This window comes from Brucella pecoris, assembly GCF_006376675.1.
In the GTDB taxonomy this organism is placed as follows: domain Bacteria; phylum Pseudomonadota; class Alphaproteobacteria; order Rhizobiales; family Rhizobiaceae; genus Brucella; species Brucella pecoris.
In genome coordinates, this window is sequence record NZ_VEWK01000008.1 from 198,126 (window position 1) to 221,546 (window position 23,421).

Here is a 23,421-nt window from a genome sequence, read left to right on the forward strand (position 1 = left end):
CGATCAGCCCCACAATTCCTTGCGTACATTTTCCGGCCAGATCTCAACATCCAGACCGTGATGATGGAAGAGCGCCAGTGCGATGCGCTCCAGCCCGAACCCGACGCAGGCGGTGTGTGCCACGGCACCGTCGTCAAGCGACAGGCCCCACTTCACGCCGAACTGGTCCTGATGATAGTTGAAGCTCATGCAGGCGGTCGGCTTTTCGACGCTGGTGATCGGGATCAGCAGTTCGAATTTCAGGTTCTGATCGCGCTGGTTGTTGACCAGCAACTTGCCTGCACGTCCGAAGAACGGGTCGTTGGCGACGTCGATTTCGACCGGCAGTCCGACCTTCTTCATCATTTCCGTGCCACGGTCGATCCAGAGCTGGCGGAAGGCCATAACATCGGCTTCCGTGCCCATGCGCACATATTCACGCATGCGGAAAAGCTGCTGGCGGGCAGGGTCAACCGACGGTTCATGGCGGAAGCAATAGGATTGCAGGTCGTAAAGCCCGCCACCCTGCGGCAGCGGCCCGCGCTTGGCAATCGTGGGATAGAGCGGATAGCAGGCCGCGGGCGTCAGAACGATGTCCGTCGCCTTTTGTTCCAGCGTCCAGTCCGTGCCTTCATCCATGCACTTTATGAGGTTGACGTGGTCAAGCTCGCAACCGCAGAAGCTGTGCACCGTGCCGGCCAATTGCGGGAAGCTTTTCATGTAGCCGCTTTTTTCGAAGAAAGCGCGGTTCATGCCGGGCGGGAAGCGGATCGCTTCGGCGCCGTCATTGCCTCCGGTACGGTCTATCAGGCGTTCAAATGCCTGGATGACATCTTCGAACTGGCCGGAGCGTCCATATAGACCTTCCACGCCGGTATCGATCAGGAGACCGGAATCAAAAAGCCGGTCTAGAAATGATCTCTGAGCATCCATGGCGATTATCCCAAAAGGCTGGTGTTCTGTTTGTGAATGAGCAGCATCGTGGCCGTATTGCCGAGGATGCGCTCGTTTGAAATCATTAGCTGCGCGGAATGGGCGTCGCGCAGATGGCGTCCGAGGCTGAAAGGCGTACCGTTCTTGTAGCCCATGATGCCGCAGACCAGCATGGCGTGATTGATGATCTGAAGGATCGTTTGTGACGCGGCAATCTTGAGATTGTTCATCGCAATCGCAAAGCCCATCGATGCCAGCTTGTCAGGGTCGTGCTTTGCTTCGCGATAGGTCTTCAGGCAGGCGACGATTTCGGACTTCAGCATCTGCAGCATGTTCGATGCTTCAGCCACGCGCAATGCGCCCGGCTGCGGCGCGCCCGGATTGCGCTTTGCGGCGGCGCGCACGAATGCCTGTGCCCGGTTGACCGCATCGACGGCGATACCATACCAGAGCGAGCTCCACAGCGTATGCGACTGCGCCAGCATGGATTGCGCCGCGATTTCAGCGAAGGGATGCGGCAGGATCTGCACCTTGTCAGCCTCGCCGCGGAACACAAATCCTTCCGAGCAGGTGCCGCGCATGCCGAGCGTGTCCCAATCATGGGTCTTTTCGAGCGTGTACTGGTCCTTCAGGAACACGGTCATCACCTGATCCGACGAGGCGGCATCCTTGTGGGAGCGCGATGTGATCAAAATGGCATCTGCATAGGTGCCATAGGAGATGACTGTTGCATTCTTTTCCAGGCGACAGATATCACCGTCGACCTCAATGGCGCAGATCGAATTGCGCAGATCGCCGCCGATGCCGCCTTCAGTCGTTGCGGACGCAAGCAACAACTGGTCTTTCGCGATTTTGCGCATGAAGTCCCGGTGCCACTCGACCGTTTGGCCGTGTTCCACCACGCTTGAAAGCTTGATGTGATGCATGGCGAAAATCATCGCGCTCGACGCACAGGACTGTCCGAGAACGCAACATAGTTCCGCAATCTGGTCGATTTCGGCACTCTCGCCGCCGAACTCACTTGGCACCTGAATGCCGAGCAGACCTTCGGCCTTCATTGCATCGATTGCTTCACGCGGGAAGCGGCCTTCCTTATCGACGCTATCGGAAAATTTACCCGCTATGGCCGCAACGCGGCCCACGCGCTCTGAAAGACTGTTTCCCGCCCCGGCATTCATTATGCAGCCTCTTTGTCCTTGAGAATCTGGGTGATCGTCTGTTCGATGGCCTTGATGCTCGCGAAAGACTTGCGATTGAGATACTGGTCCGGAAATTCGATATCGAACTTGTCTTCCAGACCAAGCATGAGCTGAACCGATGCAAAGGAGGACAGGCCCGCGCTGTAAAGATCGGCATCGTCGGCGATGTCGGTCACGGGTCCCGGCAGGCTGCCGACCTTGGCCAAAAGTTCGCGAATGGATTCGTTCATAATTTATCTCCCTGCATATCCGCTCAAGTCGAATGTTCGCGTCTGGGTTGACGCGACAACACGATCTCTTGAGCTTTCAAAAAAGCTGCGGCAACTGTTCGAAATTCTGCCCCTTTATGCAAGTGATATGTTGCGAATATTAGCTACATCGCAAACACACCATCGCGCGATTGGCTTTATCTGCTCCCGCAAGCCTTTATTTTCTGTTGACGTGACTGAGTTGCAGTCCGCTTATTCTGGGGACGTGCTTATATAGTTAAATATTCAATGACAAGATATGTTGCATTGCCCGCAAGGGTTGCGCGCTCCTTTTGGTTAAAGAGGGCGTCGAGAATGCCGTGGTGCGGAAATCTGTCCCGTGTTGGTGGCGATTGCCATTTCAAAACTGTCGGCAATGCGCTGCGCCCGGTCGATGAAAATGATTGCGGCTTCGGGCGGGAATATTTCACGCGCGGTTTTCTCGAAAAGCTCGAGCCAGCGGTCAAAATGTTCGTTCTTCAGTCCCAGCTTCAGATGTGGCGCCATGGGACGCCCGTCATAGCTGCCAGTCTTGAGAATAACTGACGACCAGAATGCAGCGATCTGTGCGATATGATGATCCCAATCGTGAACTGCATTGGCGAAAATCGGCCCGATAACTGCATCTTCGCGCGCCCGTCCGTAGAAAGTGGCCACCAGCTTTTCAATTGAAACCGGATCGATGGACGGATGAGGTTGATTGATGAGAAGGGTCATGATCGCTGTTTGATGTCGTTGCGCCGGAAAGCGGACTCTGAGGCGGATATAGTCTCTGCCCCGGCTACAATCCAGTGAAGTGTTGCCGCATGGCCATCAACTTCCCGTTGGCGGCGCGGCTATGACAGCTTATTAGTCCTCCTGTATATAGTTGAGGGAGAGATGAATGCGGGTGTTCCTGATTGCGGGTCTGCTGACCCTGACGACGGCCGGGACAGGCTTTGCTGCTTCGTGCGAACAGAACTTCAAGTCCGAGGGCGTTCCGCTCGTAACTGCGATGAGCTATCGCTCGATACAAAACTTTGCCGGTGTGAAATCGTCGACCGCCTTGCAGCGTCTGGCACAAGCCGTTGCCGCCGAAGGTTTCTCAGGCATCAAGATCAACAAACAGCTCGCTTCAATTGATGCTTTTCAGGAGACGACCGGATCGGGTCGTATCCAGACCTTGCGCGTAACTGCGCGGGCGCAGGGTAAGGGCACACGTGTCGATGCGATTTTCAGTATTCGGGCGGGACAGGCGACCAGCAAATCGGTGGTACGCGAAGGGCTTTGCCGCATCATTGCTGCTGCAGCGAATTGAGCCTTATTGCCTGATGGTCGATGCCATCAGGCAACTTTCTGCATCAATTCGATACGATTGCCGAACGGATCGTGGATGTAGCAACGCTCATAACCTTGCAGCGGCTCATCCACGACAGCTTCGATACCGGCTCTTGCCAGATGCGCGATCATGTCGTGCAGATCGTCGACCAGAAATGCAGGATGTGCCTTGCGCGCAGGTGCGAAAGGGCGCTCAACGCCCAGATGAAGCCTGATCGTCCCCATTTCAAACCAGCAGCCACCGCGGGCTACCAGATTCCTAGGTTTTGGAACTTCCTTGAAACCGAGGATCGAGCCATAGAAATCGCGCGCTTTCTGCTCCTGGCCTTCCGGCATTGCCAGTTGAACATGATCGAGAGCGATGATTTGCATGAAGGTGGCCGGGTCCAAAAGATGAACCGACAGCATAAAGCTCACCGGCTGCCGGTCAAGCTACGAAAATTGCGTTCATTTCAGGGGTGGGGCGCGTTGGTAGCGGAGGAGGGATTCGAACCCCCGACACAAGGATTATGATTCCTCTGCTCTAACCTACTGAGCTACTCCGCCACGCGTCGCTTTACAGAGACAACTTCATGATCGCCGTTTCCGGTGGGACAAATCGTTGTTCCTGCAAGGAATGGCGGCGGTATATGTGCGGAATGAAAAGCTGTCAAGCATTCTTCGCATAGCTTTCGTCTTGTTTTCTATCATTTGCACCGATAAGGAACTTGGCATCAGCAAAGGCATAGTTTTATGGCACCTCGTATTGCGGTTTTGGGTTGCGGCTATTGGGGCGGCAATCACATTCGTACCCTGAAGAGCCTCGGTGCCCTTCAGGCAGTCTCGGACTCAAGGGCAGAACAGGCGGAACGCTTCGCGACCGAGTTCAACGTTCCCAGCATTCCCGTCGATGAGTTGTTCAGCCGTCCGGACATTGATGGCATCGTTCTGGCGCTACCGGCACAGTTTCATTCACAATACGCCATTCAGGCAGTGAAGAACGGCAAGGACGTGCTGGTCGAAAAGCCGATCGCGCTCGACATTCCGGCTGCGGAAGCTGAAGTGGAAGCTGCCCGCGAAAACGGGCGCGTGTTCATGGTTGGTCATGTGCTGCGCTTTCATCCGGCCTTCGAAAAACTTCTCGACATGGTGAAAAGCGGCGAGCTCGGCGACATCCGCTATGTGCATTCGCATCGCGTCGGTTTCGGCAAGTTCCACAACGAGTTCGACGCCCTGTGGGACCTTGCGCCGCACGACCTGTCGATGATCCTGGCGATCACCGGAGAAGAGCCGAACGCGGTTCGTGGAGAGGGCGTCGCGACGCTCGATCATCTCACTGACATCGCCCACCTTCATCTCGATTTTCCGAACGGCATCCGTGGTCATCTGTTTGCGTCGCGCCTGAATGCCTATCGCGAGCGCCGCCTGACAGTCACCGGCACAAAAGGCATGGCTGTATTCGATGACGTCGAGCCATGGGATCGCAAGCTTGCGCTCTACAGCCATGAAGTCTGGCGGGAAAACGATCAGTGGTCTTTCAAATCCGTTGAGCCGGTCTATATCCCGGTTGAGGAAGGCATGCCGCTGACACGTGAATTGCAGCATTTCCTGCATTGCATCGAAACGCGCGAGAAGCCGCGGACCGATGGCAAGGAAGCAATCAGCGTGCTGCGTATCCTCACGGAAGGCACTGTCCGGCACCCGCGTTAAAGGGGAGCCGCGCAGTTCGTGTGAACTGCGTCAAGCGGTGTTACAGGAATCGCAAAACTTTGAACGCTCTGGCCATAGCGGGGCAGGGCGCAAGCGAATAAATAGGTTGCCGAGGATTCGCATATCGAATTGTGCGGGCCAGATATATTGGAGCCAACATGCAGTTTATTGATCTTGGAGCGCAGCGCGCGCGTATCGAAGACCGTCTCAATGCCGCCATTTCCAAGGTTGTTGCGGAAGGCCGTTATATTCTTGGACCGGAAGTGGCCGAATTCGAAAAGAAGCTCGGCGAGTATCTGGGCGTGGAACATGTCATCGCCTGCGCCAATGGTACCGACGCCTTGCAGATGCCCCTGATGGCACGCGGCATTGGTCCGGGTGATGCGGTCTTCGTTCCGTCCTTCACCTTCGCTGCCACGGCGGAAGTTGTTGCGCTGGTCGGCGCGGAGCCGGTGTTCATCGACGTAGACGCGGACACCTACAATCTGAATATCGAACAGCTTGAAGCTGCCATTGCCGCTATCCGGAAGGAAGGCCGCCTGCAGCCGAAGGCGATCATTCCAGTCGATCTGTTCGGTCTGGCTGCCGACTATAACCGCATCAGCGCCATCGCCGACCGCGAAGGCCTGTTCGTCATCGAAGACGCTGCTCAGTCGATCGGCGGCAAGCGTGACAATGTTATGTGCGGTGCGTTCGGCCATGTCGGCGCGACGAGCTTCTATCCGGCCAAGCCGCTTGGTTGCTACGGCGACGGTGGTGCCATGTTTACCAATGATGCCGAACTTGCCGACACGCTGCGCTCCGTGCTGTTCCACGGCAAGGGCGAAACCCAGTATGACAATGTTCGTATCGGCATCAACTCGCGTCTGGATACGATCCAGGCTGCTGTTCTTCTGGAAAAGCTGGCAATCCTTGAAGATGAAATGGAAGCGCGCGACCGTATTGCCAAGCGCTACAATGAGTTGCTCAAGGACGTGGTCAAGGTTCCGGCACTTCCGGCTGGCAATCGTTCGGCCTGGGCACAGTATTCGATTGAAAGCGAAAACCGCGACGGTCTGAAGGCGCATCTTCAGGCAGCCGGCATCCCATCGGTCATTTATTACGTGAAGCCGTTGCACCTGCAGACCGCATACAAGCATTATCCGATTGCACCGGGTGGGCTGCCTGTTTCGGAAGCGCTGCCTGCACGCATTCTGAGCCTGCCGATGCATCCTTATCTGTCGGAAGAGGATCAGGACAAGATCATCGGCGCCATCCGTGGCTTCCACGGCAAATAAGTCTGAACAGCTACAAGTATGGTAGATGAAAAACCCGGCGAAAGCCGGGTTTTCTGTTTAGAGCGCGTTTCGATCTGATTGGATCAGATCGGCGCTCTATCTATTTGTTTTCACGCATTATCCGACGCAAAACCGCTTCGCACTTTTGCTGGAAATGCTCTAACTTCTTCTATTTCAAGCATAATCTTATCGATCCTCGTTTCACTCCGGTCGGATTATGCTCTAAATCAGGCTTGCAAGTTCAGTTGCCAGGAGACGCCGTACTTGTCCTTGATCCAGGCGAAAAGTTTGCTGAAACCGTAATTGTCGAGCGGCATCAGCGTCTCGCCACCTTCTGAAAGCTTCTCAAAAACGCTCATCAGGCTTTCCTCATCGTGGAAATCGATGAACAGCGATATGGATGGGTTGAAATCGAACTGGTGCGGAATGGGGCTGTCGATCACGATCAGCCGGTGTTCGGCAAAAGTCACGCGCGCTATCTGCACTTTACCGGGACTGCCGCTCGCTTCGTCATAGATTTTGATCGACTCAATCAGGAAGTCGGGAAAGATCGAACGATATGTTTCCAGAGCTGCGCCTGCACTGCCCTGAAACATGAGATGGGTGCAAACCTGTGTCATGCCGAAAGCCTAACACGGCCCCGCCAGTTCCGGCAATCGGGCCGTTAAAGGTTCTTTTTCATAGTGCGCTCATCAATGCGCGCAGCGACAAAACGGGCGATAGCGGGTCCCGCCAGTAGTACGATGAAGAACCGGCTTGTCTGCATCGCAATGATGAAGGGCAGATCGACATTGCTCGATGCCGCGATGATCGCCACCGTATCGGCACCACCGGGGCTGGTGGCGAGATAGGCTGTCAGCGGGTCGAGGCCCAGCACGTGACCGAGCGCCATGCCGAACAGTCCACAGACGGCGATGAGGAGCAGCGTGGATGTCAGAACTGCCGGAAAGGCCCGTGCGGCATGAGCGATAATGGCGCGCGAGAAGCCAAGGCCGATGCGCCAGCCTATGAGCAGATAGCTGACCGCGAGCAGCCATGGTGGCAGGTCGATGGTGATGAAACCGGTGTCCTGAAGCAGTGCCCCCAATATGAGCGGCACGAGCATGGCGCCAGTTGGGATGCGGAGGATTTCTCCTAGGAACGCGCCGCCGACGATCAGAAGCAATGTCGGGCCAAGGGTGGACCAATCAATGGGTGGAAACCAGACGATCTCGACGGGTGCAACAGTTTCCACGCCTGTGGTGAGGCGCAGGACGAGCGAAGCGGCCGTGGCAACCAGCACCACACGCAGATATTGCATGAAGGCGACGAGACGGGCATCCGCTCCGTGCGATTCAGCCATCAGCGTCATTGCGGTGGCAGCGCCCGGAGAAGAGCCCCACACAGCGGTTGTTCCCGGCAGGATACGAAACCGTGCGAGCAGATAGCCGATCAGGGTGCTGGTGAACAGCACATAGCCGACGGATAGCAGGATGACTGGCAGGTGTTGCCCCATGCTGGTGAAAAACTCTGCCGTGATCGAACGAGCGATGAGGGACCCGACAACGCCCTGTGCCGCCAGTGACAGCCAGCGGTGAACCCGCAAGGTGCTTTCGCCAGCGGCCATCAATATTGCGCCGAGCATTGCGCCCAGAAGCATGGCGGCAGGTAGCTGCAGCATTTCCCCTGCGAAAATCAGGATAGCGGAAAACACAACCAGCAAGACCCATTGGATCGGTCTGGCTCTGTTCTTGAAGCTGAATTTGTTTGGGGTCGAATTCGGCCCTGAAGGGGAGGTTTTCTGCATTGCCCTTCCTCACTACATCTGGCGAGAGAGCTATGCAAATCCGTTTTTATTCAAGAAACATTGATTTCTAAATATCAATATATTGAGGAAAAAGAGGGGTTTGCAGTAAACAGCAAGACGCCGCTTTTCAACAAAAGCAGCGTCTTGAATTACCCCTAGACCACTTCGATCAACCGATCATGGCGCGGCGCTGGTTCACGGGGCGCTCGATCACGTCCCGTGGAGCCTTGCCGCCGTCGCGTTCTTCGAGCGCTTCGGCTTTTGTCAGCTCGGTTTCCGCAGCCGACAGTTCTGCTTCTGCCGCTTCCTTCTGGGACATCAGGTCGCGAATCGATACGAAGAGATTGTCGCGCCGCTGGCGCGCCGCCTTGGCGAAGGTCGGATAAGCGAAATGATTGATGTCAGTGATGCCAGCTTTCTTTTCTTCGGATAGAATCTGGGCGTCGAGTTCTCCGGCCATCCGTTCGAACTCGCCGATCATCAGGTCGAGCTGGCCCAGTTGACGGCGTTTTTCCTTCACCTGGAACAGTTTCAGCCTGACTAGGCTTTCACGTGGCTTCATACGCAATACTCCTTGAACACCAACCAGCTTTCATGTGTTGGGGCGTTCCCCCCGACTTTATTAACAGGTGTAAACGAGCAAAACGCACCCGGTCGACACCCGAATCTCCTTGCGAATTCAGGCCCCTGGAGGGGAAATCATCGCAGCCGTTTTTCCGAATTGGCTCAACAAGCGAAACAAAAAGTTAAGAATTCGCTCGTTTGGTAACCATTCCTTTACCGGCGAAGTTAATCATACGCGTTAGGACTTAAGGCTCGGTAAACCTCGTGTGGTTTTTGAGCAACAGGCGAAAGCTAGAGTCAGATGAATCGCTTAGCGAAGATTCTTAATGCGATGCTTTAGAGTCGTGAAGAAATGAATGTCTTTATGATTCAGGCGCGTAAGAGAATTTTCTAAACTGGACAGAAATATGCTTGCCAAGCAGAATCATATTTTGTTAACCATTTGCTGGCACCTTCATGCAAAGGCAACGACAGTTCCGTGTGCCGCCGTGAGGGACATCTGGTCGGCTGCGGAAAGGGGATAAGAGATGCGCGTCCTTTTGATTGAAGACGACAGTGCTATCGCACAGAGCATTGAGTTGATGCTCAAGTCCGAGAGTTTCAATGTCTATACGACCGATCTGGGCGAAGAAGGCATCGATCTCGGCAAGCTGTATGATTACGACATCATCCTGCTGGATCTAAACTTGCCGGATATGTCTGGTTACGAAGTTCTTCGCACCTTGCGTCTGTCCAAGGTGAAGACGCCGATCCTCATCCTTTCCGGCATGGCCGGTATTGAGGACAAGGTTCGTGGTCTGGGCTTCGGCGCCGATGACTACATGACCAAGCCGTTCCACAAGGACGAGCTGATCGCACGTATTCATGCGATTGTGCGCCGTTCGAAGGGACATGCGCAGTCGGTCATCACGACGGGCGATCTGATCGTCAATCTGGATGCGAAGACGGTCGAAGTTTCCGGCCAGCGCGTTCATCTGACCGGCAAGGAATACCAGATGCTGGAGCTTCTTTCGCTCCGCAAGGGTACGACGCTCACCAAGGAAATGTTCCTCAACCATCTCTATGGTGGCATGGACGAGCCGGAACTGAAGATCATCGACGTCTTCATCTGCAAGCTGCGCAAGAAGCTTGATGCTGTTTCCGGTAGCCAGAGCTACATTGAGACGGTCTGGGGGCGCGGCTATGTGCTGCGTGAGCCGGATGCAGAAATGCGCGAAAGCGCCTGATCGGCAACACAGTCCGAAATGTAAAAAGCTCCGCTTCGGCGGAGCTTTTGCTTTATGAAATGATCGTTCACTTTGATTTCAGGCGGACAATATGCCTGCAAACTGGTCGGTCAGGTAGGCCCGGTCAAATGGCTTCAGAATGTAGCCATCGGCGCCAGCGCGTTTTGCCCGCATGATGCGGGTGACGTCGAGTTCATAAAGACAAAGGACAATGCGGGGCTGCTTGCCGTTTGGCATGGCGCGCAGCTCGGTCACGACTTCCAGTGCCGTCATATCGGGAAGGTCATAGTCGAGCAGAACGACGTCGGGCATCCGCGAGAAACAGGTTTCGAGCGCTTCCCGGCCGGTTGAGGCTTCAGCAAATTCTGCAATGGTTTCGGACAGGATGCGCCGGGCTACTTTGCGAATGACGGAGGAGTCGTCAACCAGCAGGCAATAACCTGTCATTGGTTCATTCGCCATTCAGTCCCCCTCCACAAATACATTGCCCGACTGATAGAGGGTTTCATGATGGTTTGCCAGTGCGAGCGCGGGGTGGCCCCGCGCTCCGGAGTGCTTATTCAGCAGAAAATACGATGTCTTCTGCAGTGGCGTGGATGGAAATCTTCATGCCAGCTTCTTCGGCCAGAAGAAGTGTATAGTAAGGCTGGACGGAATGGGCATCGATCGGCTCTTCCGGAGCAGCGCCCGAGTGAAGCTCAAGGAACTTCGGTGGCACGCGCAGCATGCGGCCCTTCACGGTAATGACGAAACGCGGTTCGGTATCGCCGCCTTCAAGGCGTACGGCCAGCGAGCCGCCACGCGGTATGGCTGCATTGGCGATAAGAAGCATGTTCAAAAGCAGCTTGACCTTGTTCTTGGGCAGAAGGACGCGGGTGCCTTCCCAGGTGAACTCCGGCTTTTCGTTTTTGAAATATTCAGTGGCGACGTTCTGGGCATCACCGGTGTCGATCTGCACGCCTGCCGAACCAGCGGCACCAAAAGCGATGCGGGCAAACTGAAGGCGAGCGGAAGCATTGCGGGCACTCGACTTGATGAGCGACATTGCGTCTTCGTCGGCACCGCCTTCTTCCAGCAGCTCCAGGCCGTTATTGATCGCGCCGACCGGCGAAATGATGTCATGACAGATCCTGCTGCACAGAAGCGCACCGAGGTCGAGCGCGGAAAGGGTAACGTGCATTGGCATGGCGTTTTCTCCGGAACGCGGATTGATCACTGTCATCTGTTCGCGTCGGATGACAGGACCATTATCGGTTAACGAGACAGTCCGCAAAGCCAGATGTTTGCGTGCTGCATGAAGGTGGGCGAATCGCCCCGAATGTCGATTTAACTGGATACACGCGCCATCGGACTGCCGCAACAAAGCTGTCTTTTCGATCCGACTAATGGTCAGATTCCGACATTTGCATCCCTCGGCTGTAAGCATCGGACAAATGTCGGAATCAAAAAGACCACTAGCACGTATATCTATCTAGTGGATTTTTCGAATTTGACGTTTGAAACAGCATCTGCATTAGCCGGGATTCAAACTTCAAATTCAATCCACTAGCCCCGGCATTCCCTCACATCGGTGTGAGAAAAGCCGCAAATCGTATGCCTTCGTAAAGCCAATTTCGCTGCTTAAAGGTTTGGACAATAAATTCGGGTCTAAAATAGGCCCGATTCGACCAAAATGTCCTGAAGAGACGTGGTCTGGCTTTTTAACAGGGCCGTCAGACAGAGGAGCGGAGAGCCAAAAGGAATTTTACATGGCCATACAATCCCTGTCGCAAATCAGGTTCCGCAATGCGGCGTGCTTCGTTGCGTTTTTTGCGGCGCTGTTTGTTTCTTTCATCGCTCTGCCAAATCAGGCGAGAGCACAGAACACATACTCTGCCGAGGAAATCGTAGAATCTGGTCACAGGTTCTTCGGGTCGACTTCGGGCGGTATCGCAAGTGCGGTCGAGAAGGCCTTCCAGAGTTTTGGTCTGCCCAACGGCTATATTCTTGGTGAAGAAGGTTCCGGCGCTTTCATCGGCGGCCTGACTTATGGTGAAGGTACGCTCTACACCAAGAACGCAGGCGACCATAAGACCTACTGGCAAGGTCCCTCACTTGGCTGGGATTTCGGCGGGCAGGGTTCTCGTGTGATGATGCTCGTCTATAATCTCGACGACATCCAGAACCTGTATGGCCGGTATGCCGGTGTTGCGGGCTCTGCCTATGTCATTGCAGGCGTGGGCTTCAACGTCCTGAAACGCGAGAACATCATGCTGGTTCCGATCCGCACCGGTGTGGGTGCAAGGCTGGGCGTGAATATAGGCTATCTGAAGCTGTCCGCAGCGCCGACGTGGAATCCGTTCTAAAGCTTAGTTGCGGATAGTGTCTTTTCAGCCGGAGATTATTTTAGAGCGCGTTTCGATCTGATTCAATCAGATCGGCGCTGTAAAATCTTCTCTTTGAAGCATAATCTTATCGATCCTCGTTTCACTCCGATCGGATTATGCTCTAGCTGGCTGGAAAGACGACCAACTGCGCACTATGAATAGTAAATGCTTGTCTGAAACCGCTCGGGCCCATCTGAAACCGTGATCCAGTCCGCTCTCTTTTTCATATTCGGTGTTCTTGTGACGGTTTTCGTCGTGGTTCTGCTTGGCCCTTCTGTCTGGCGACGCGCGTTCTTTCTGGCGCGCCGTCAGGTGCAGGCTGAACTGCCGATAACGCTAGCCGAGATACGTGCCGACCGTGACGGGCTCCGGGCCGAACATGCTGTTGCGCTCAGCCGACAGGAACAGTTGCTGAAGCTCGAACGTCAGAAGGCTGCTGAACAGAAGGTGACGCTTGCCCGGCAATATGAAGAGCTGAAACGCATCCCGCTCCTCGAGGGGAGCCAGGCCGATATTGAGAAGCAACTTGCTGAGCATGAACGGGTGACCAAGGATGCCGAAGCAGCGCGCGATACGGCGCTGGAAAAGGCACAAATCCTTCAGGCGGAACTGGAGCGAGTGCAGAGCCACTACAGTGCGCTCGAGGGATTGGCCGATACTTTGCGGATCGAGATAAGTGGAAGCGAGACGGAGTACAGCCGTCTGACAAACGAGATGACCGAAATGCGTCGAGATCGCAAGGAAGCCGCAGCGCGTTACAACGAAGTTTCGACCCAGTTGACGTCTGCGCAGACGGAGCTGAAAAGCGAAAAGCGCCGCAATGGTGAACTGCAGCAGAAGCTTGAGAAGCTGATATCGGAGCTTTCCGATGCGCAGGAAAAAATCGAGCGCTACAGCCGGAAGAACGCGGGTTTAAATGAAAGCCCCGAGCAGGCCGAGATCGAACGCGAGAACGCAGCGCTTCGTGAAGAAATGGCTGAACTTGCCGCCCGCATGGTGGCTGTAACCGCCGATAAAGAAGGACCGGATTCTCCAATCCACTCAATTCTTGAGGCAGCAGAAAAATCCGACACAGACAAAGGCAAGAACGCTGGCCCGAAAAGCCTGGCGCGCCGCATTCGTGATCTGCAGTAAGTCTTCCGTTTAAAGTCTATTCTTTGCCGAAAACATCCGACCAGTCGGGATGACGCATCGCCTGTGCATGCATGAAACTACAGCGCGGAATGATTTTCCATCCGCTCCGGCGGGCGTCGAGAACGGCATTCTTGGCAAGCGCCTGAGCGACCCCTTTGCCGCGCATCGCATCCGGCACGAAAGTATGGTCGATGGATACCAGTGAGGGGCCAAGCTTCGTATAGGTCATTTCGGCTTCGCTGCCGTCGAGAACAGCCGCGTAACGGCCACCGTCGGAACTGTCTTCCTTACGAATCTCGATAGTTCCGCTCATGCTATCCTCCTGAACGATGCGTGTCTGGATCGCTTCGATCCGCTTTTGCGGATCAGCCTCACGAGTTCACAACATAGAAATGGAATGTGCAAATAAAAACCGGCCACGTGGGCCGGTTTTCGATTTATCAGATCCATCGCGGAAGATTTTACTCCGCCCTGGTCGTGTTACCTGTCTTTCCAAAACCTGTCTCGGCTTTGGAGAGACAGGTTTTAGTGACGATACTGTTGAATTCTGGTGGTCCTGAGACCGGCGAGACCATGCTCGTCGATCGAAGATTGCCAGCCAAGGAATTCCTCCACCGTCAATGTATAGCGCTGGCATGCCTCCTCAAGGCTCAGAAGCCCGCCGCGAACGGCAGCGACGACTTCAGCCTTGCGGCGAATGACCCAGCGCCTTGTATTGGCGGGGGGGAGGTCCGCGATGGTCAGCGGGCTGCCATCAGGACCGATAACATATTTTATACGCGGTCTTACCAGATCGGTCATTGTACTCTCTACACAACACTCAAGGACCTAATCGAGTGTGAGACTAACGCGACAGCTTTAAAAATTACCTAAACACCTGGTAACACTCTGGTAAGACTTGGAAAAATATTCGGCTGTGCCCCATTACGGGCCTTTTTGCGGCATATGATCGGAAAACTTCACGTGGAAGTGTGTGTGGGTTGTCGCAATCTGGACAATGATTGTTCCCGGACCCTTGGCAAATTGCCGCACTTTAGCCTATATAGGGCGCAGAAAACTAAATTTTGAGAAGCAGGGCGCTTGCCCGGAAGCTGGAATCAATCATGAGCCTGAACAGCCTCGATCTGCCGGGAAAGCCGGAAGACACGCGCGTTGTCGTCGCCATGTCGGGCGGCGTCGATTCATCTGTTGTGGCCGGGATTCTCAAACGTGAAGGTTATGATGTCGTCGGCGTGACGCTGCAGCTTTATGATCATGGCGCAGCGGTTCATCGCGCTGGCTCCTGTTGTGCAGGACAGGACATCGAAGATGCCCGCCGCGTTTCGGAAAGCCTCGGCATTCCGCATTATGTTCTCGATTACGAAGCGCGTTTCCGCGAAGCTGTGATCGATCCTTTTGCGAATTCCTATGTCAGCGGCGAAACGCCGATTCCATGTGTCTCGTGCAATCAGACGGTGAAGTTTGCGGACCTTCTGCAGACGGCACGCGATCTCGGTGCCGATGCGCTGGCGACGGGGCATTATATCCGCAGCCGCGCCAATGGCGCGCATCGGTCGCTCTATCGTCCGGTCGATACGGATCGCGACCAGAGCTATTTCCTGTTTGCCACCACGCAGGAGCAGATTGATTATCTGCGCTTTCCGCTTGGTCACCTGCCGAAAGCCCAGGTGCGTGAAATTGCAGAGGAAATGGGCCTGACTGTTGCGAAGAAACAGGACAGCCAGGACATCTGCTTCGTGCCGCAGGGCAAATATTCCGACATTATCTCCAAGCTGAAGCCGGAAGCGGCCAATCCAGGCGATATCGTCCATATCGACGGTCGCACGCTCGGCCGCCATGACGGCATTGTGCACTATACGGTCGGCCAGCGCCGCGGTATCGGCGTGGCCACGGGTGAACCACTTTATGTTGTGCATCTCGATGCCGCCAATGCGCGGGTTATCGTCGGTCCGCGTGAAGCGCTGGAAACGCATAAGGTCTTCCTGCGTGACATCAACTGGCTGGGTGATGCGCCGATCAATGATCTGCCGGAAGGTGGAATGGAAGTTTTCGCCAAGGTTCGCTCTACCCGGCCGCCACGCCCTGCCGTACTGCGCCATGCCGATGGCCAGACCTGGGTTGAGCTGATTGATGGCGAAAGTGGTATCGCTCCGGGACAGGCCTGTGTGCTCTATTCCGATGAAAGCAACACTGCTCGCGTCTTTGGCGGCGGCTTTATTGGCCGTTCGGAACGTGAACCGCAAGCTGAAGAAATGCTGCGCCGTCTTGTTGCTAACACGGCAAATGCTTCTGCGGCCTGACCGTTTTTCTGACTGATGAATGAAAAGCGGGCGCGAGAGCGCCCGCTTTTTTTATCTGCTCCAGCTAAATGCTAACTCCTGTAGCCGGTTCCTTCTTTCGAGAGATATGCTCTAGAATTTGAAAGCGATAAACGGGAAGTCAGTTGCACCGGCTGCATCTAAGCTCATAGTGAGCGGAACTTAAGCTTTGGCTTCAGAGGTTTTGAAGATGGCGGTGCAGAAAATGATGGGATGGAAGGAATGGGCGATGCTCATTATTCTTTCCGTTCTTTGGGGTGGTTCTTTCTTCTTTAACGGTGTCGCCGTTCGGGAATTGCCGCCTTTTACTATCGTCACGCTCCGAGTCGGGCTGGCTGCGCTCGCTTTGGTGGTGTTAATTCGGATGATGGGCTTATCGTTACCGAAAGATCGCCGTATATGGTGGGCGTTTTTCGGTATGGGTTTTCTCAATAATCTGCTGCCGTTCAGTCTCATCGTCTGGGGACAGACCCAGATCGCCAGTGGGTTGGCCTCCATCCTCAATGCCACGACACCGCTCTTCGGCGTTATTGTCGCACATTTTCTGACGACGGACGAAAAGATCACCGGGAACAAGATTGCCGGTGTTTTGATGGGCTTTTGCGGGGTGGCGATCATGATCGGACCCGATGCCATCAGCGGAATCGGAGGCAAGCTGTGGCCGCAGCTTGCGATTCTGTGTGCTGCATTCTCCTATTCGTTGGCAGGTATTTTTGGGCGTCGCTTCAAAGCGATGGGAGTCGCGCCACTGATAACGGCCACCGGTCAGGTAACGGCAACAACGATCATGCTCATCCCGGTAGTCCTGCTGGTGGATCATCCCTGGACGCTGGCTGCTCCGAGCGCTGCAGTCTGGGGAGCGTTGGCCGGTATCGCGCTGCTTTCGACAGCACTCGCTTACGTTCTCTTTTTCCGCATTCTATCGACGGCGGGTGCGGTCAATCTCATGCTGGTGACATTTCTCATTCCGGTCAGTGCTATCCTGCTTGGAGCGCTTTTTCTCGGCGAGGCTCTGCAAATCAAGCACTTGATCGGCATGGCGATGATTGCAGCAGGGTTGGCAGCCATCGACGGCCGGTTGATAGCGGCAGCGTTTCGTCATCAGGGAAACGAGAAGTCTACTGAAACTTGCTGAACCGGGACAAAGCTATACCCGATGCAGTCGCGACATTCAGACTGTCGAACGCGTTGGACATCGGAATTCTGGCGGTTTGCAGCTTATGAAGAAGGCGAGGTGGCAATCCGTCACCTTCGGTGCCGAGCAGGAGCGCCTGGCGGGCGTGTTTGGTCGCATTGTAGATGCTGAGCGAGGATGATGGGCTGAGCGCCAGCAGATTGAACCCGGCATCGCCCAACGCGGCAATGATTTCATCGATGTTCGCGCCATGGAAATAGGGAATCTTCAACGTCGCCCCGACCGATACGCGAATGGCCTTGCGGTAAAGCGGGTCACAGCAGGTTTCGTCCATCAATACGCAATCGGATTCGAAGGCGGCAGCATTGCGAAAAATCGAGCCGACATTGTCATGGTTGGAGATACCGCACAAAACGACGACGAGCGAATTCGTGGGCAAGGCATCCAGCATCGCCTGCAGGCTCGGCTGCGCCTTGCGGCGGCCGACCGCGAGAATTCCACGATGAACATGGAATCCGGCGACCGCATCCATGATAGTTTGCGGAACAGAATAGACAGGCACGTCTGGCGGTAATTGATTGAGCTGTTCGGCAAGTCCGGCAAGCCGATTTTCCAGAACGAGCAAGGATTCTGTTTCGAATCGTGCTGAGGATGAAAACAGGACGTTCAGAACCACCTTGCCTTCAGCGATAAACCGTTGCTGGCGTTTGATGAGATCCTTCTCGCGAATGTCACGATAGGGGGAAAGGCGAATATCGTCCTGATCGTCAATCTGCTGGACGCAGCCGTGCGAATGAGTGTTTTCGTTCATCGCACGGCTGTGACCTCATATTGTTATGCGTGAGCGACTGCCGCCAAATTGTGTCTGCGCGGCGTTGGACTCATATAGAGACTCGAGAGCGTCGACAACATCAACTCGATGTGCGGCGAAGAGACCATATAGTAGATGGTCTGCGCGTCGCGCCGGGTTGAAACGAGGTCGAGAGCCCGTAATTTTGCCAGGTGCTGAGACAAGGCGGATTGGCTAAGGTCAATCGCCTTGGCAAGTGCACCTACTGACATTTCATTGTGAAGCAACTTACATAAAATTAGTAATCGCTTATTGTTAGCAAGTGCCGACAGGAAGTCGGCAGCCTGATCTACGTTTTCAATCAAATCAAAGAAAGTATTTTCGTTGCTCATTTGCCGTCATACCCCCGTAAGACTGGACAAAGTTGAAATATACATGCGAATTTGCATAAGCATGCATATTGAAATTAATACTATAAACTGAGTTTGAAAAGCCCTTGCTTATATTCATTCCGGTATAAAGACGTGCAATTTCGTCCCAAAAAAAATACGGTTTTGTTTCAGGGGGCTTTATTTTACCGTCTGGTCAGTGCTGTAACAGCTTCCCTCACGGAATCAGCGCTTATTGGAAACGTATGACGCAGAACGAGATCGCCATTGGCAATGTCGATACCGTCCGGATCCAAGCCTATCACTTTCAATTGATCTTTAATAGCACCTGCTTTCAATAGCGGTTGAGCCATTTGGGCGATTTCCGGTGCGTGGTGTTCATTCAGTTCGTCAAGCGCTCTCTGTTCGCCTTCGGTAAAATTCGCGCTGATCGAAGCTGCGCACAGCAAGTCGTCCTGCGTCAGGCTGAACGCCTTGCCAAAGCCACCGTTCAGACTGGCGCTTTCCAGTTCAAGCCGGAAGAACGCGAAATCTCCCAGATCCACATACAGTGAACCTTTCGGATTGTGGTTGAGGTAGCGCCGCCGAATGCGCGGATAGTCAGAGGTCGTCCTCTCAACTTTCCGGGCCTGACAGTGCAGAGTGACGCGCGCATGGGCGAGGGGGTCTCCCTTGCCGACCTCGCCGAGTAGAAGCGAGCAGGCAGGGTTTGCCAGAAGACCCGGTGTGTGGGCCGCCAACCCAGAAACGAGAATCAGTGGGGTGCCATCCAGATCCGTCGCAACGGCGACGCGGCTTGCCAATGGCCGACCTGTTGCGGCATCGAAGACGGCGATGGCGCCATAGCGCGAGGTTCGCAGCAGGGTTTTGGCAAGCTGAATGGCTTCTGGTGTGGTCGGGCGAATTGGATTGGTTTCGGGCATGATTTGCGGGACTCAAATATGACTGATATTATCCACTTAATAATGCGCTTCCGTTAAAAGAGCCAGTGAATTCGGTGCAGTAGTTATGCTGGATGGCCGCAGCAGTGGGCAATTATCGATTGATGCGATAGCATCGGCGTCGCGCATGAGTCGATGATGCATAAAGCGCATTATCCCATGCAAGTTCTGTGCGAATAATATTATAAATCGAGGAGCTTTAGCGCAATATTCCGAAAATGTCGTTATATATAGAATAAAAATCTAACAAATGCGGCTATATTCGGTTGAGAATATGAACTGGTTCTAAAAATTGCGCTTGCAAAGTGACCGTCCACACGTTTCGATAAGCGCAAGCTGCGGGCAATGGGGTGCACGCGGCATGCTTTTCCGTGGAGGCGGACAATAATGAAATTCTACCAAAAACTCCTGGCAGCAACCGCGCTGGTGGCTCTGATGAGCGGTGCTGCATCAGCAAAGACCTTTGTATATTGCTCGCCGGCTTCGCCTGAAGGTTTCGATCCTGCTGCCTATACCGGTGGTGACACGTTCGACGCCTCGGCTCATCCGGTTTACAACCGCCTTGCCGAATTCGAAAACGGAACGACGAAAGTCGTGCCTGGTCTCGCAGAAAGCTGGGATGTTACCGACGATGGTCTGGAATACACCTTCCATCTGCGAAAGGGTGTCAAGTTCCACTCGAACGACTATTTCACGCCGACCCGCGACTTCAATGCCGACGACGTGATCTTTTCCTTCGATCGCATGCGCAACAAGGACAATCCTTGGCACCAGTACACCGCTGGCATCACCTACGAATATTTCGACAGCATGGAAATGGGTGCGCTGATCAAGGACATCACCAAGGTTGACGATTATACCGTCAAGTTTGTGCTGAACCGCCCTGAAGCGCCGTTCCTCGCAAATATCTCGATGCCTTTCGCTTCGATCATTTCGAAGGAATATACGGACAAGCTTGCTGCCGATGGCAAGAAAGATGATCTCAACCAGATCCCGGTTGGCACTGGCCCGTTCCAGTTCGTCGCATATCAGAAGGACGCCGTCGTCCGCTTCAAGGCCAACGAAAACTATTGGGGCGGCAAGCCAAAGATCGACGATCTCGTTTTCGCAATCACGACCGACCCGGCTGTTCGCGCGCAGAAGCTCAAGGCTGGCGAATGCCACCTGATGTCCTATCCTGCTCCGGCAGATATCAAGGGGCTTCAGGCCGATTCCAACCTGAAGGTTGACGAACAGGCCGGTCTCAACGTGGCTTACTTCGCGTACAACACGCTGAAGGCACCTTACGACAAGCCGGAAGTCCGCAAGGCACTGAACCAGGCAATCAACAAGCAGGCCATCGTTGATGCCGTGTTCCAGGGTCAGGGCCAGGTTGCCAAGAACCCGATCCCGCCGACAATGTGGGGCTATAACGACAAGGTAGAGGACGACAAGTATGATCCGGAAGCTGCCAAGAAGGCTCTCGAAGCCGCTGGCGTCAAGGATCTGAAAATGAAGCTGTGGGCGATGCCTGTCAGCCGTCCTTACATGCCGAATGCCCGTCGTACTGCCGAACTCATGCAGTCCGATCTGGCCAAGGTTGGTGTCAGCGCTGAAATCGTCTCGATGGAATGGGGTGAATACCTCAAGAAGTCGTCCGACAAGGACCGCGACGGTTCCGTTATCCTCGGTTGGACCGGTGACAACGGCGATCCGGACAACTTCCTCGGCACGCTTCTCGGCTGCGCTGGCGTTGGCAACAACAACCGCGCCCAGTGGTGCTACAAGCCATTCGAAGACCTGATCCAGAAGGCAAAGGTCTCGACCAGCCAGGAAGAACGCACGAAGCTTTACGAAGAAGCACAGGTGGTCTTCAAGGAGCAGGCTCCTTGGAATACGCTTGCTCACTCGACGGTCTTCGTTCCGATGTCGGCCAAGGTTACTGGCTTCAAGCAGAGCCCGCTCGGCGATTATCGCTTCGAAGAAGTTGATATTGCTGAGTAAAATCTGACAACACGAGTGTGGTGGATTTGAGGTTCCTATTCTTTGCGTGACATGCGCGTTCAGGAGCCTCAAATCCGTAAACCACACTCGATTCAATTGGTTGCTGGTTTGGTTTGAAACCGAAATTCGTTCATGGCTCCTTCCAAGGAGCATGCGAATTTCGGTTTCGCCAAATCGGCGGCCGGGTGTAGGGTGATCCCCTGCACCCGGTCGGAGTTTTTGTATGTTCCGTTTCATATTCAACAAACTCGTCTATCTGGTTCCGACCTTCATAGGCATCACAATCGTCGCCTTTGCCTTCGTCCGGGTTCTGCCCGGCGATCCTGTGCTGTTGATGGCCGGCGAACGCGGCGTTAGCCCTGAGCGCCATGCCGAACTGATGGCACAGCTCGGGTTCGATCGCCCGATCTGGCAGCAATATCTGGATTATGTCTGGAATCTGCTGCACGGCGATTTCGGCCAGTCTCTGGTGACCAAGAAGCCGGTTCTGGTAGAGTTTTTCGCGCTGTTTCCTGCAACTGTCGAGTTGTCCGTCTGCGCGATCATCCTGGCGATTTTCCTCGGTATTCCCGCAGGCGTTATCGCAGCCGTCAAACGCGGTTCCTGGTTCGATCAGGGCCTTATGGGCATTTCGCTGGTCGGCTACTCGATGCCGATTTTCTGGTGGGCGCTTCTGCTCATCATTTTCTTCTCGGGCGTCTTGCAGTGGACTCCGGTTTCAGGCCGCATTTCGCTTCTGTATTTCTTCCCGCCCGTGACCGGCTTCATGCTGATCGACAGCCTTTTGTCGGACCAGAAAGGCGCGTTCCTGTCGGCGGCGTCACATCTCATCCTGCCGTCCATCGTCCTGGCGACCATTCCGCTCGCAGTCATTGCGCGTCAGACGCGCTCTGCGATGCTGGAAGTGCTGGGTGAGGACTATGTGCGCACCGCTCGCGCCAAGGGGCTGCCAAGCCGTCGTGTCGTGGGCATTCATGCCTTGCGCAACGCAATGATCCCAGTCATCACGACGATCGGTTTGCAGGTCGGCGTGCTGATGGCCGGTGCGATTCTGACGGAAACCATTTTCTCCTGGCCTGGAATCGGCAAATGGATGCTCGATTCCATTTTCCGTCGCGATTATCCGGTTGTGCAAAGCGGTCTGCTCCTGATTGCCGCCATCATCATGGTGGTCAATCTGGTGGTTGATCTGATGTACGGCCTGATCAATCCGCGTATCCGGCATAAGTGAGGGTATCATGACACACTCAGCTATTCAGCCGGAAGCCGCGAGCGACATCGGAAAGATGCGCGCACTGAAGGACTTCTGGTTCTATTTCAGCGTCAATCGTGGCGCGGTTATCGGCCTGTATGTTTTTGTCGCGATTATTCTGGTGGCGATATTTGCTCCGCTCATTGCGCCGCACAATCCTACAGAACAGTTCCGCGAGTTCGTAAAGATTCCACCTTTTTGGGAAGACGGCGGTACAACCCAGTTCTTGCTGGGAACGGATGCTGTCGGGCGTGATATTCTGTCTCGCCTGATCTATGGCGCACAGTATTCGCTGCTGGTCGGTTTCGTCATCGTCATCATCTCGATGTGCCTTGGCATCACCATCGGCCTCATCACCGGCTATTTCGGTGGCGGTGTCGATACGGTGTTCATGCGCATCATGGACGTGATCCTGGCGTTTCCGTCGTTGCTGCTGGCGCTGGTTCTGGTGGCAATTCTCGGGCCGGGTCTCATCAATGCCGTGCTTGCCATCACGCTGGTTTTGCTCCCGCATTTTTCGCGTCTCACCCGCGCCGCCGTCATGGCGGAAAAGGAACGTGAATATGTGACTGCAGCCAAGCTTGCCGGTGCGAGCAGGCTGCGCCTGATGTTCAAGACCATCCTGCCGAACTGTCTTGCCCCGCTCGTGGTGCAAGCAACGATGTCGTTTTCCAACGCCATCCTCGACGTTGCGGCACTGGGCTTCCTCGGTATGGGTGCGCAGCCGCCGACACCGGAATGGGGCACAATGCTTGCAGAAGCGCGTGAGTTCATCTTGAGCGCCTGGTGGATTGTTACCTTCCCCGGTCTGGCAATCCTGATCATTGTTCTCGCCATCAACCTGATTGGCGACGGTCTGCGCGACGCGCTTGACCCGAAACTCAAGAGGAGCTGA

26 protein-coding genes and 1 tRNA gene are annotated in these 23,421 nt (G+C 54.8%); 11 read left to right on the forward strand and 16 right to left on the reverse strand.

Annotation, left to right across the window (positions count from 1 at the left end; translation table 11 throughout):
- Positions 1–3: 3 nt before the first annotated feature.
- From FIB18_RS15885 to FIB18_RS15900, 4 genes are all read right to left on the reverse strand, one after another.
- Positions 4–912, reverse strand: coding sequence for an amino acid--[acyl-carrier-protein] ligase (locus tag FIB18_RS15885; protein WP_140021626.1), 909 nt, complete (start codon positions 910–912; stop codon positions 4–6).
- 5 nt (positions 913–917) lie between these two features.
- On the reverse strand, positions 918–2,090 hold the full coding sequence (locus tag FIB18_RS15890; RefSeq protein WP_140021627.1) for an acyl-CoA dehydrogenase family protein: 1,173 nt from the start codon (positions 2,088–2,090) through the stop codon (positions 918–920).
- Positions 2,090–2,341 carry an acyl carrier protein gene (locus tag FIB18_RS15895; protein WP_140021628.1) on the reverse strand — a complete coding sequence of 84 codons (252 nt, stop codon included), beginning with the start codon at positions 2,339–2,341 and terminating at the stop codon, positions 2,090–2,092. Before FIB18_RS15895 ends, FIB18_RS15890 begins: the two co-directional genes overlap by 1 nt.
- 315 nt (positions 2,342–2,656) lie before the next feature.
- Entirely contained in the window at positions 2,657–3,076 is a 420-nt protein-coding gene (locus FIB18_RS15900) for a group III truncated hemoglobin (RefSeq protein WP_140021629.1), read from the reverse strand.
- Between the two features lie 166 nt (positions 3,077–3,242).
- On the opposite strand from FIB18_RS15900, the gene FIB18_RS15905 reads away from it, so the two are divergent.
- Entirely contained in the window at positions 3,243–3,656 is a 414-nt protein-coding gene (locus FIB18_RS15905; RefSeq protein ID WP_140021630.1) for a hypothetical protein, read from the forward strand.
- A 26-nt stretch (positions 3,657–3,682) separates the two neighbouring features.
- Here the strand turns inward: FIB18_RS15905 and FIB18_RS15910 are convergent, their stop codons facing one another.
- Entirely contained in the window at positions 3,683–4,048 is a 366-nt protein-coding gene (locus tag FIB18_RS15910; protein WP_140021631.1) for a VOC family protein, read from the reverse strand.
- 97 nt (positions 4,049–4,145) lie between these two features.
- A tRNA-Met gene (locus FIB18_RS15915) sits at positions 4,146–4,222 on the reverse strand.
- A 186-nt stretch (positions 4,223–4,408) separates the two neighbouring features.
- On the opposite strand from FIB18_RS15915, the gene FIB18_RS15925 reads away from it, so the two are divergent.
- Both FIB18_RS15925 and FIB18_RS15930 read left to right on the forward strand, forming a co-directional pair.
- A complete protein-coding gene (locus FIB18_RS15925; RefSeq protein WP_140021632.1) occupies positions 4,409–5,365 on the forward strand; it encodes a Gfo/Idh/MocA family protein in 957 nt (318 codons plus the stop codon).
- A gap of 158 nt (positions 5,366–5,523) precedes the next feature.
- Positions 5,524–6,642, forward strand: a complete 1,119-nt coding sequence (locus FIB18_RS15930; protein ID WP_140021633.1) for a DegT/DnrJ/EryC1/StrS family aminotransferase — start codon at positions 5,524–5,526, stop codon at positions 6,640–6,642.
- A 227-nt stretch (positions 6,643–6,869) separates the two neighbouring features.
- On the opposite strand, the gene FIB18_RS15935 is transcribed toward FIB18_RS15930, so the two are convergent.
- The 3 genes from FIB18_RS15935 to FIB18_RS15945 all read right to left on the reverse strand — a co-directional run bounded on the left by FIB18_RS15935 (position 6,870) and on the right by FIB18_RS15945 (position 8,990).
- Positions 6,870–7,262 (reverse strand): VOC family protein, encoded by a 393-nt coding sequence (locus tag FIB18_RS15935; protein ID WP_140021634.1) that lies wholly within the window; start codon positions 7,260–7,262, stop codon positions 6,870–6,872.
- A gap of 44 nt (positions 7,263–7,306) precedes the next feature.
- Complete coding sequence (locus FIB18_RS15940) at positions 7,307–8,428, reverse strand: AbrB family transcriptional regulator (protein ID WP_140021635.1); 1,122 nt, start codon at positions 8,426–8,428, stop codon at positions 7,307–7,309.
- Between the two features lie 169 nt (positions 8,429–8,597).
- On the reverse strand, positions 8,598–8,990 hold the full coding sequence (locus tag FIB18_RS15945; protein WP_140021636.1) for a flagellar export protein FliJ: 393 nt from the start codon (positions 8,988–8,990) through the stop codon (positions 8,598–8,600).
- A 529-nt stretch (positions 8,991–9,519) separates the two neighbouring features.
- Between FIB18_RS15945 and ctrA the strand changes: the two genes are divergently transcribed.
- On the forward strand, positions 9,520–10,218 hold the full coding sequence (ctrA, locus tag FIB18_RS15950; protein WP_105542391.1) for a response regulator transcription factor CtrA: 699 nt from the start codon (positions 9,520–9,522) through the stop codon (positions 10,216–10,218).
- A gap of 78 nt (positions 10,219–10,296) precedes the next feature.
- Here the strand turns inward: ctrA and FIB18_RS15955 are convergent, their stop codons facing one another.
- Positions 10,297–10,680, reverse strand: coding sequence for a response regulator (locus FIB18_RS15955; RefSeq protein WP_140021637.1), 384 nt, complete (start codon positions 10,678–10,680; stop codon positions 10,297–10,299).
- A 94-nt stretch (positions 10,681–10,774) separates the two neighbouring features.
- Complete coding sequence (gene chpT / locus FIB18_RS15960) at positions 10,775–11,404, reverse strand: histidine phosphotransferase ChpT (RefSeq protein WP_140021638.1); 630 nt, start codon at positions 11,402–11,404, stop codon at positions 10,775–10,777.
- A 562-nt stretch (positions 11,405–11,966) separates the two neighbouring features.
- On the opposite strand from chpT, the gene FIB18_RS15965 reads away from it, so the two are divergent.
- A complete protein-coding gene (locus FIB18_RS15965; RefSeq protein WP_140021639.1) occupies positions 11,967–12,563 on the forward strand; it encodes a DUF1134 domain-containing protein in 597 nt (198 codons plus the stop codon).
- Positions 12,564–12,809: 246 nt separating this feature from the next.
- Complete coding sequence (locus FIB18_RS15970) at positions 12,810–13,718, forward strand: hypothetical protein (RefSeq protein WP_174977443.1); 909 nt, start codon at positions 12,810–12,812, stop codon at positions 13,716–13,718.
- Between the two features lie 16 nt (positions 13,719–13,734).
- Here FIB18_RS15970 and FIB18_RS15975 read toward each other — a convergent pair whose 3' ends face one another.
- Both FIB18_RS15975 and sciP read right to left on the reverse strand, forming a co-directional pair.
- Complete coding sequence (locus tag FIB18_RS15975; RefSeq protein ID WP_140021641.1) at positions 13,735–14,031, reverse strand: GNAT family N-acetyltransferase; 297 nt, start codon at positions 14,029–14,031, stop codon at positions 13,735–13,737.
- A 212-nt stretch (positions 14,032–14,243) separates the two neighbouring features.
- A complete protein-coding gene (gene sciP / locus FIB18_RS15980) occupies positions 14,244–14,519 on the reverse strand; it encodes a CtrA inhibitor SciP (protein ID WP_010659559.1) in 276 nt (91 codons plus the stop codon).
- A 302-nt stretch (positions 14,520–14,821) separates the two neighbouring features.
- Here sciP and mnmA point away from each other — a divergent pair, with 302 nt between their 5' ends.
- Positions 14,822–16,018 (forward strand): tRNA 2-thiouridine(34) synthase MnmA, encoded by a 1,197-nt coding sequence (gene mnmA / locus FIB18_RS15985; protein WP_174977441.1) that lies wholly within the window; start codon positions 14,822–14,824, stop codon positions 16,016–16,018.
- 208 nt (positions 16,019–16,226) lie between these two features.
- Positions 16,227–17,171 (forward strand): DMT family transporter, encoded by a 945-nt coding sequence (locus tag FIB18_RS15990; RefSeq protein WP_174977442.1) that lies wholly within the window; start codon positions 16,227–16,229, stop codon positions 17,169–17,171.
- Here FIB18_RS15990 and FIB18_RS15995 read toward each other — a convergent pair.
- The 3 genes from FIB18_RS15995 to FIB18_RS16005 all read right to left on the reverse strand — a co-directional run bounded on the left by FIB18_RS15995 (position 17,155) and on the right by FIB18_RS16005 (position 19,273).
- Positions 17,155–17,982, reverse strand: coding sequence for a TrmH family RNA methyltransferase (locus FIB18_RS15995; RefSeq protein WP_140021642.1), 828 nt, complete (start codon positions 17,980–17,982; stop codon positions 17,155–17,157). The genes FIB18_RS15990 and FIB18_RS15995 overlap by 17 nt on opposite strands.
- A gap of 23 nt (positions 17,983–18,005) precedes the next feature.
- Positions 18,006–18,353, reverse strand: coding sequence for an ArsR/SmtB family transcription factor (locus tag FIB18_RS16000; protein WP_010659564.1), 348 nt, complete (start codon positions 18,351–18,353; stop codon positions 18,006–18,008).
- 182 nt (positions 18,354–18,535) lie between these two features.
- Entirely contained in the window at positions 18,536–19,273 is a 738-nt protein-coding gene (locus FIB18_RS16005; RefSeq protein ID WP_140021643.1) for a HugZ family pyridoxamine 5'-phosphate oxidase, read from the reverse strand.
- A gap of 405 nt (positions 19,274–19,678) precedes the next feature.
- Here FIB18_RS16005 and FIB18_RS16010 point away from each other — a divergent pair, with 405 nt between their 5' ends.
- From FIB18_RS16010 to FIB18_RS16020, 3 genes are all read left to right on the forward strand, one after another.
- Entirely contained in the window at positions 19,679–21,274 is a 1,596-nt protein-coding gene (locus tag FIB18_RS16010; protein ID WP_140021644.1) for an ABC transporter substrate-binding protein, read from the forward strand.
- 223 nt (positions 21,275–21,497) lie between these two features.
- Positions 21,498–22,505, forward strand: a complete 1,008-nt coding sequence (locus tag FIB18_RS16015; protein ID WP_140021645.1) for an ABC transporter permease subunit — start codon at positions 21,498–21,500, stop codon at positions 22,503–22,505.
- 7 nt (positions 22,506–22,512) lie between these two features.
- On the forward strand, positions 22,513–23,421 hold the full coding sequence (locus tag FIB18_RS16020) for an ABC transporter permease subunit (RefSeq protein WP_140021646.1): 909 nt from the start codon (positions 22,513–22,515) through the stop codon (positions 23,419–23,421).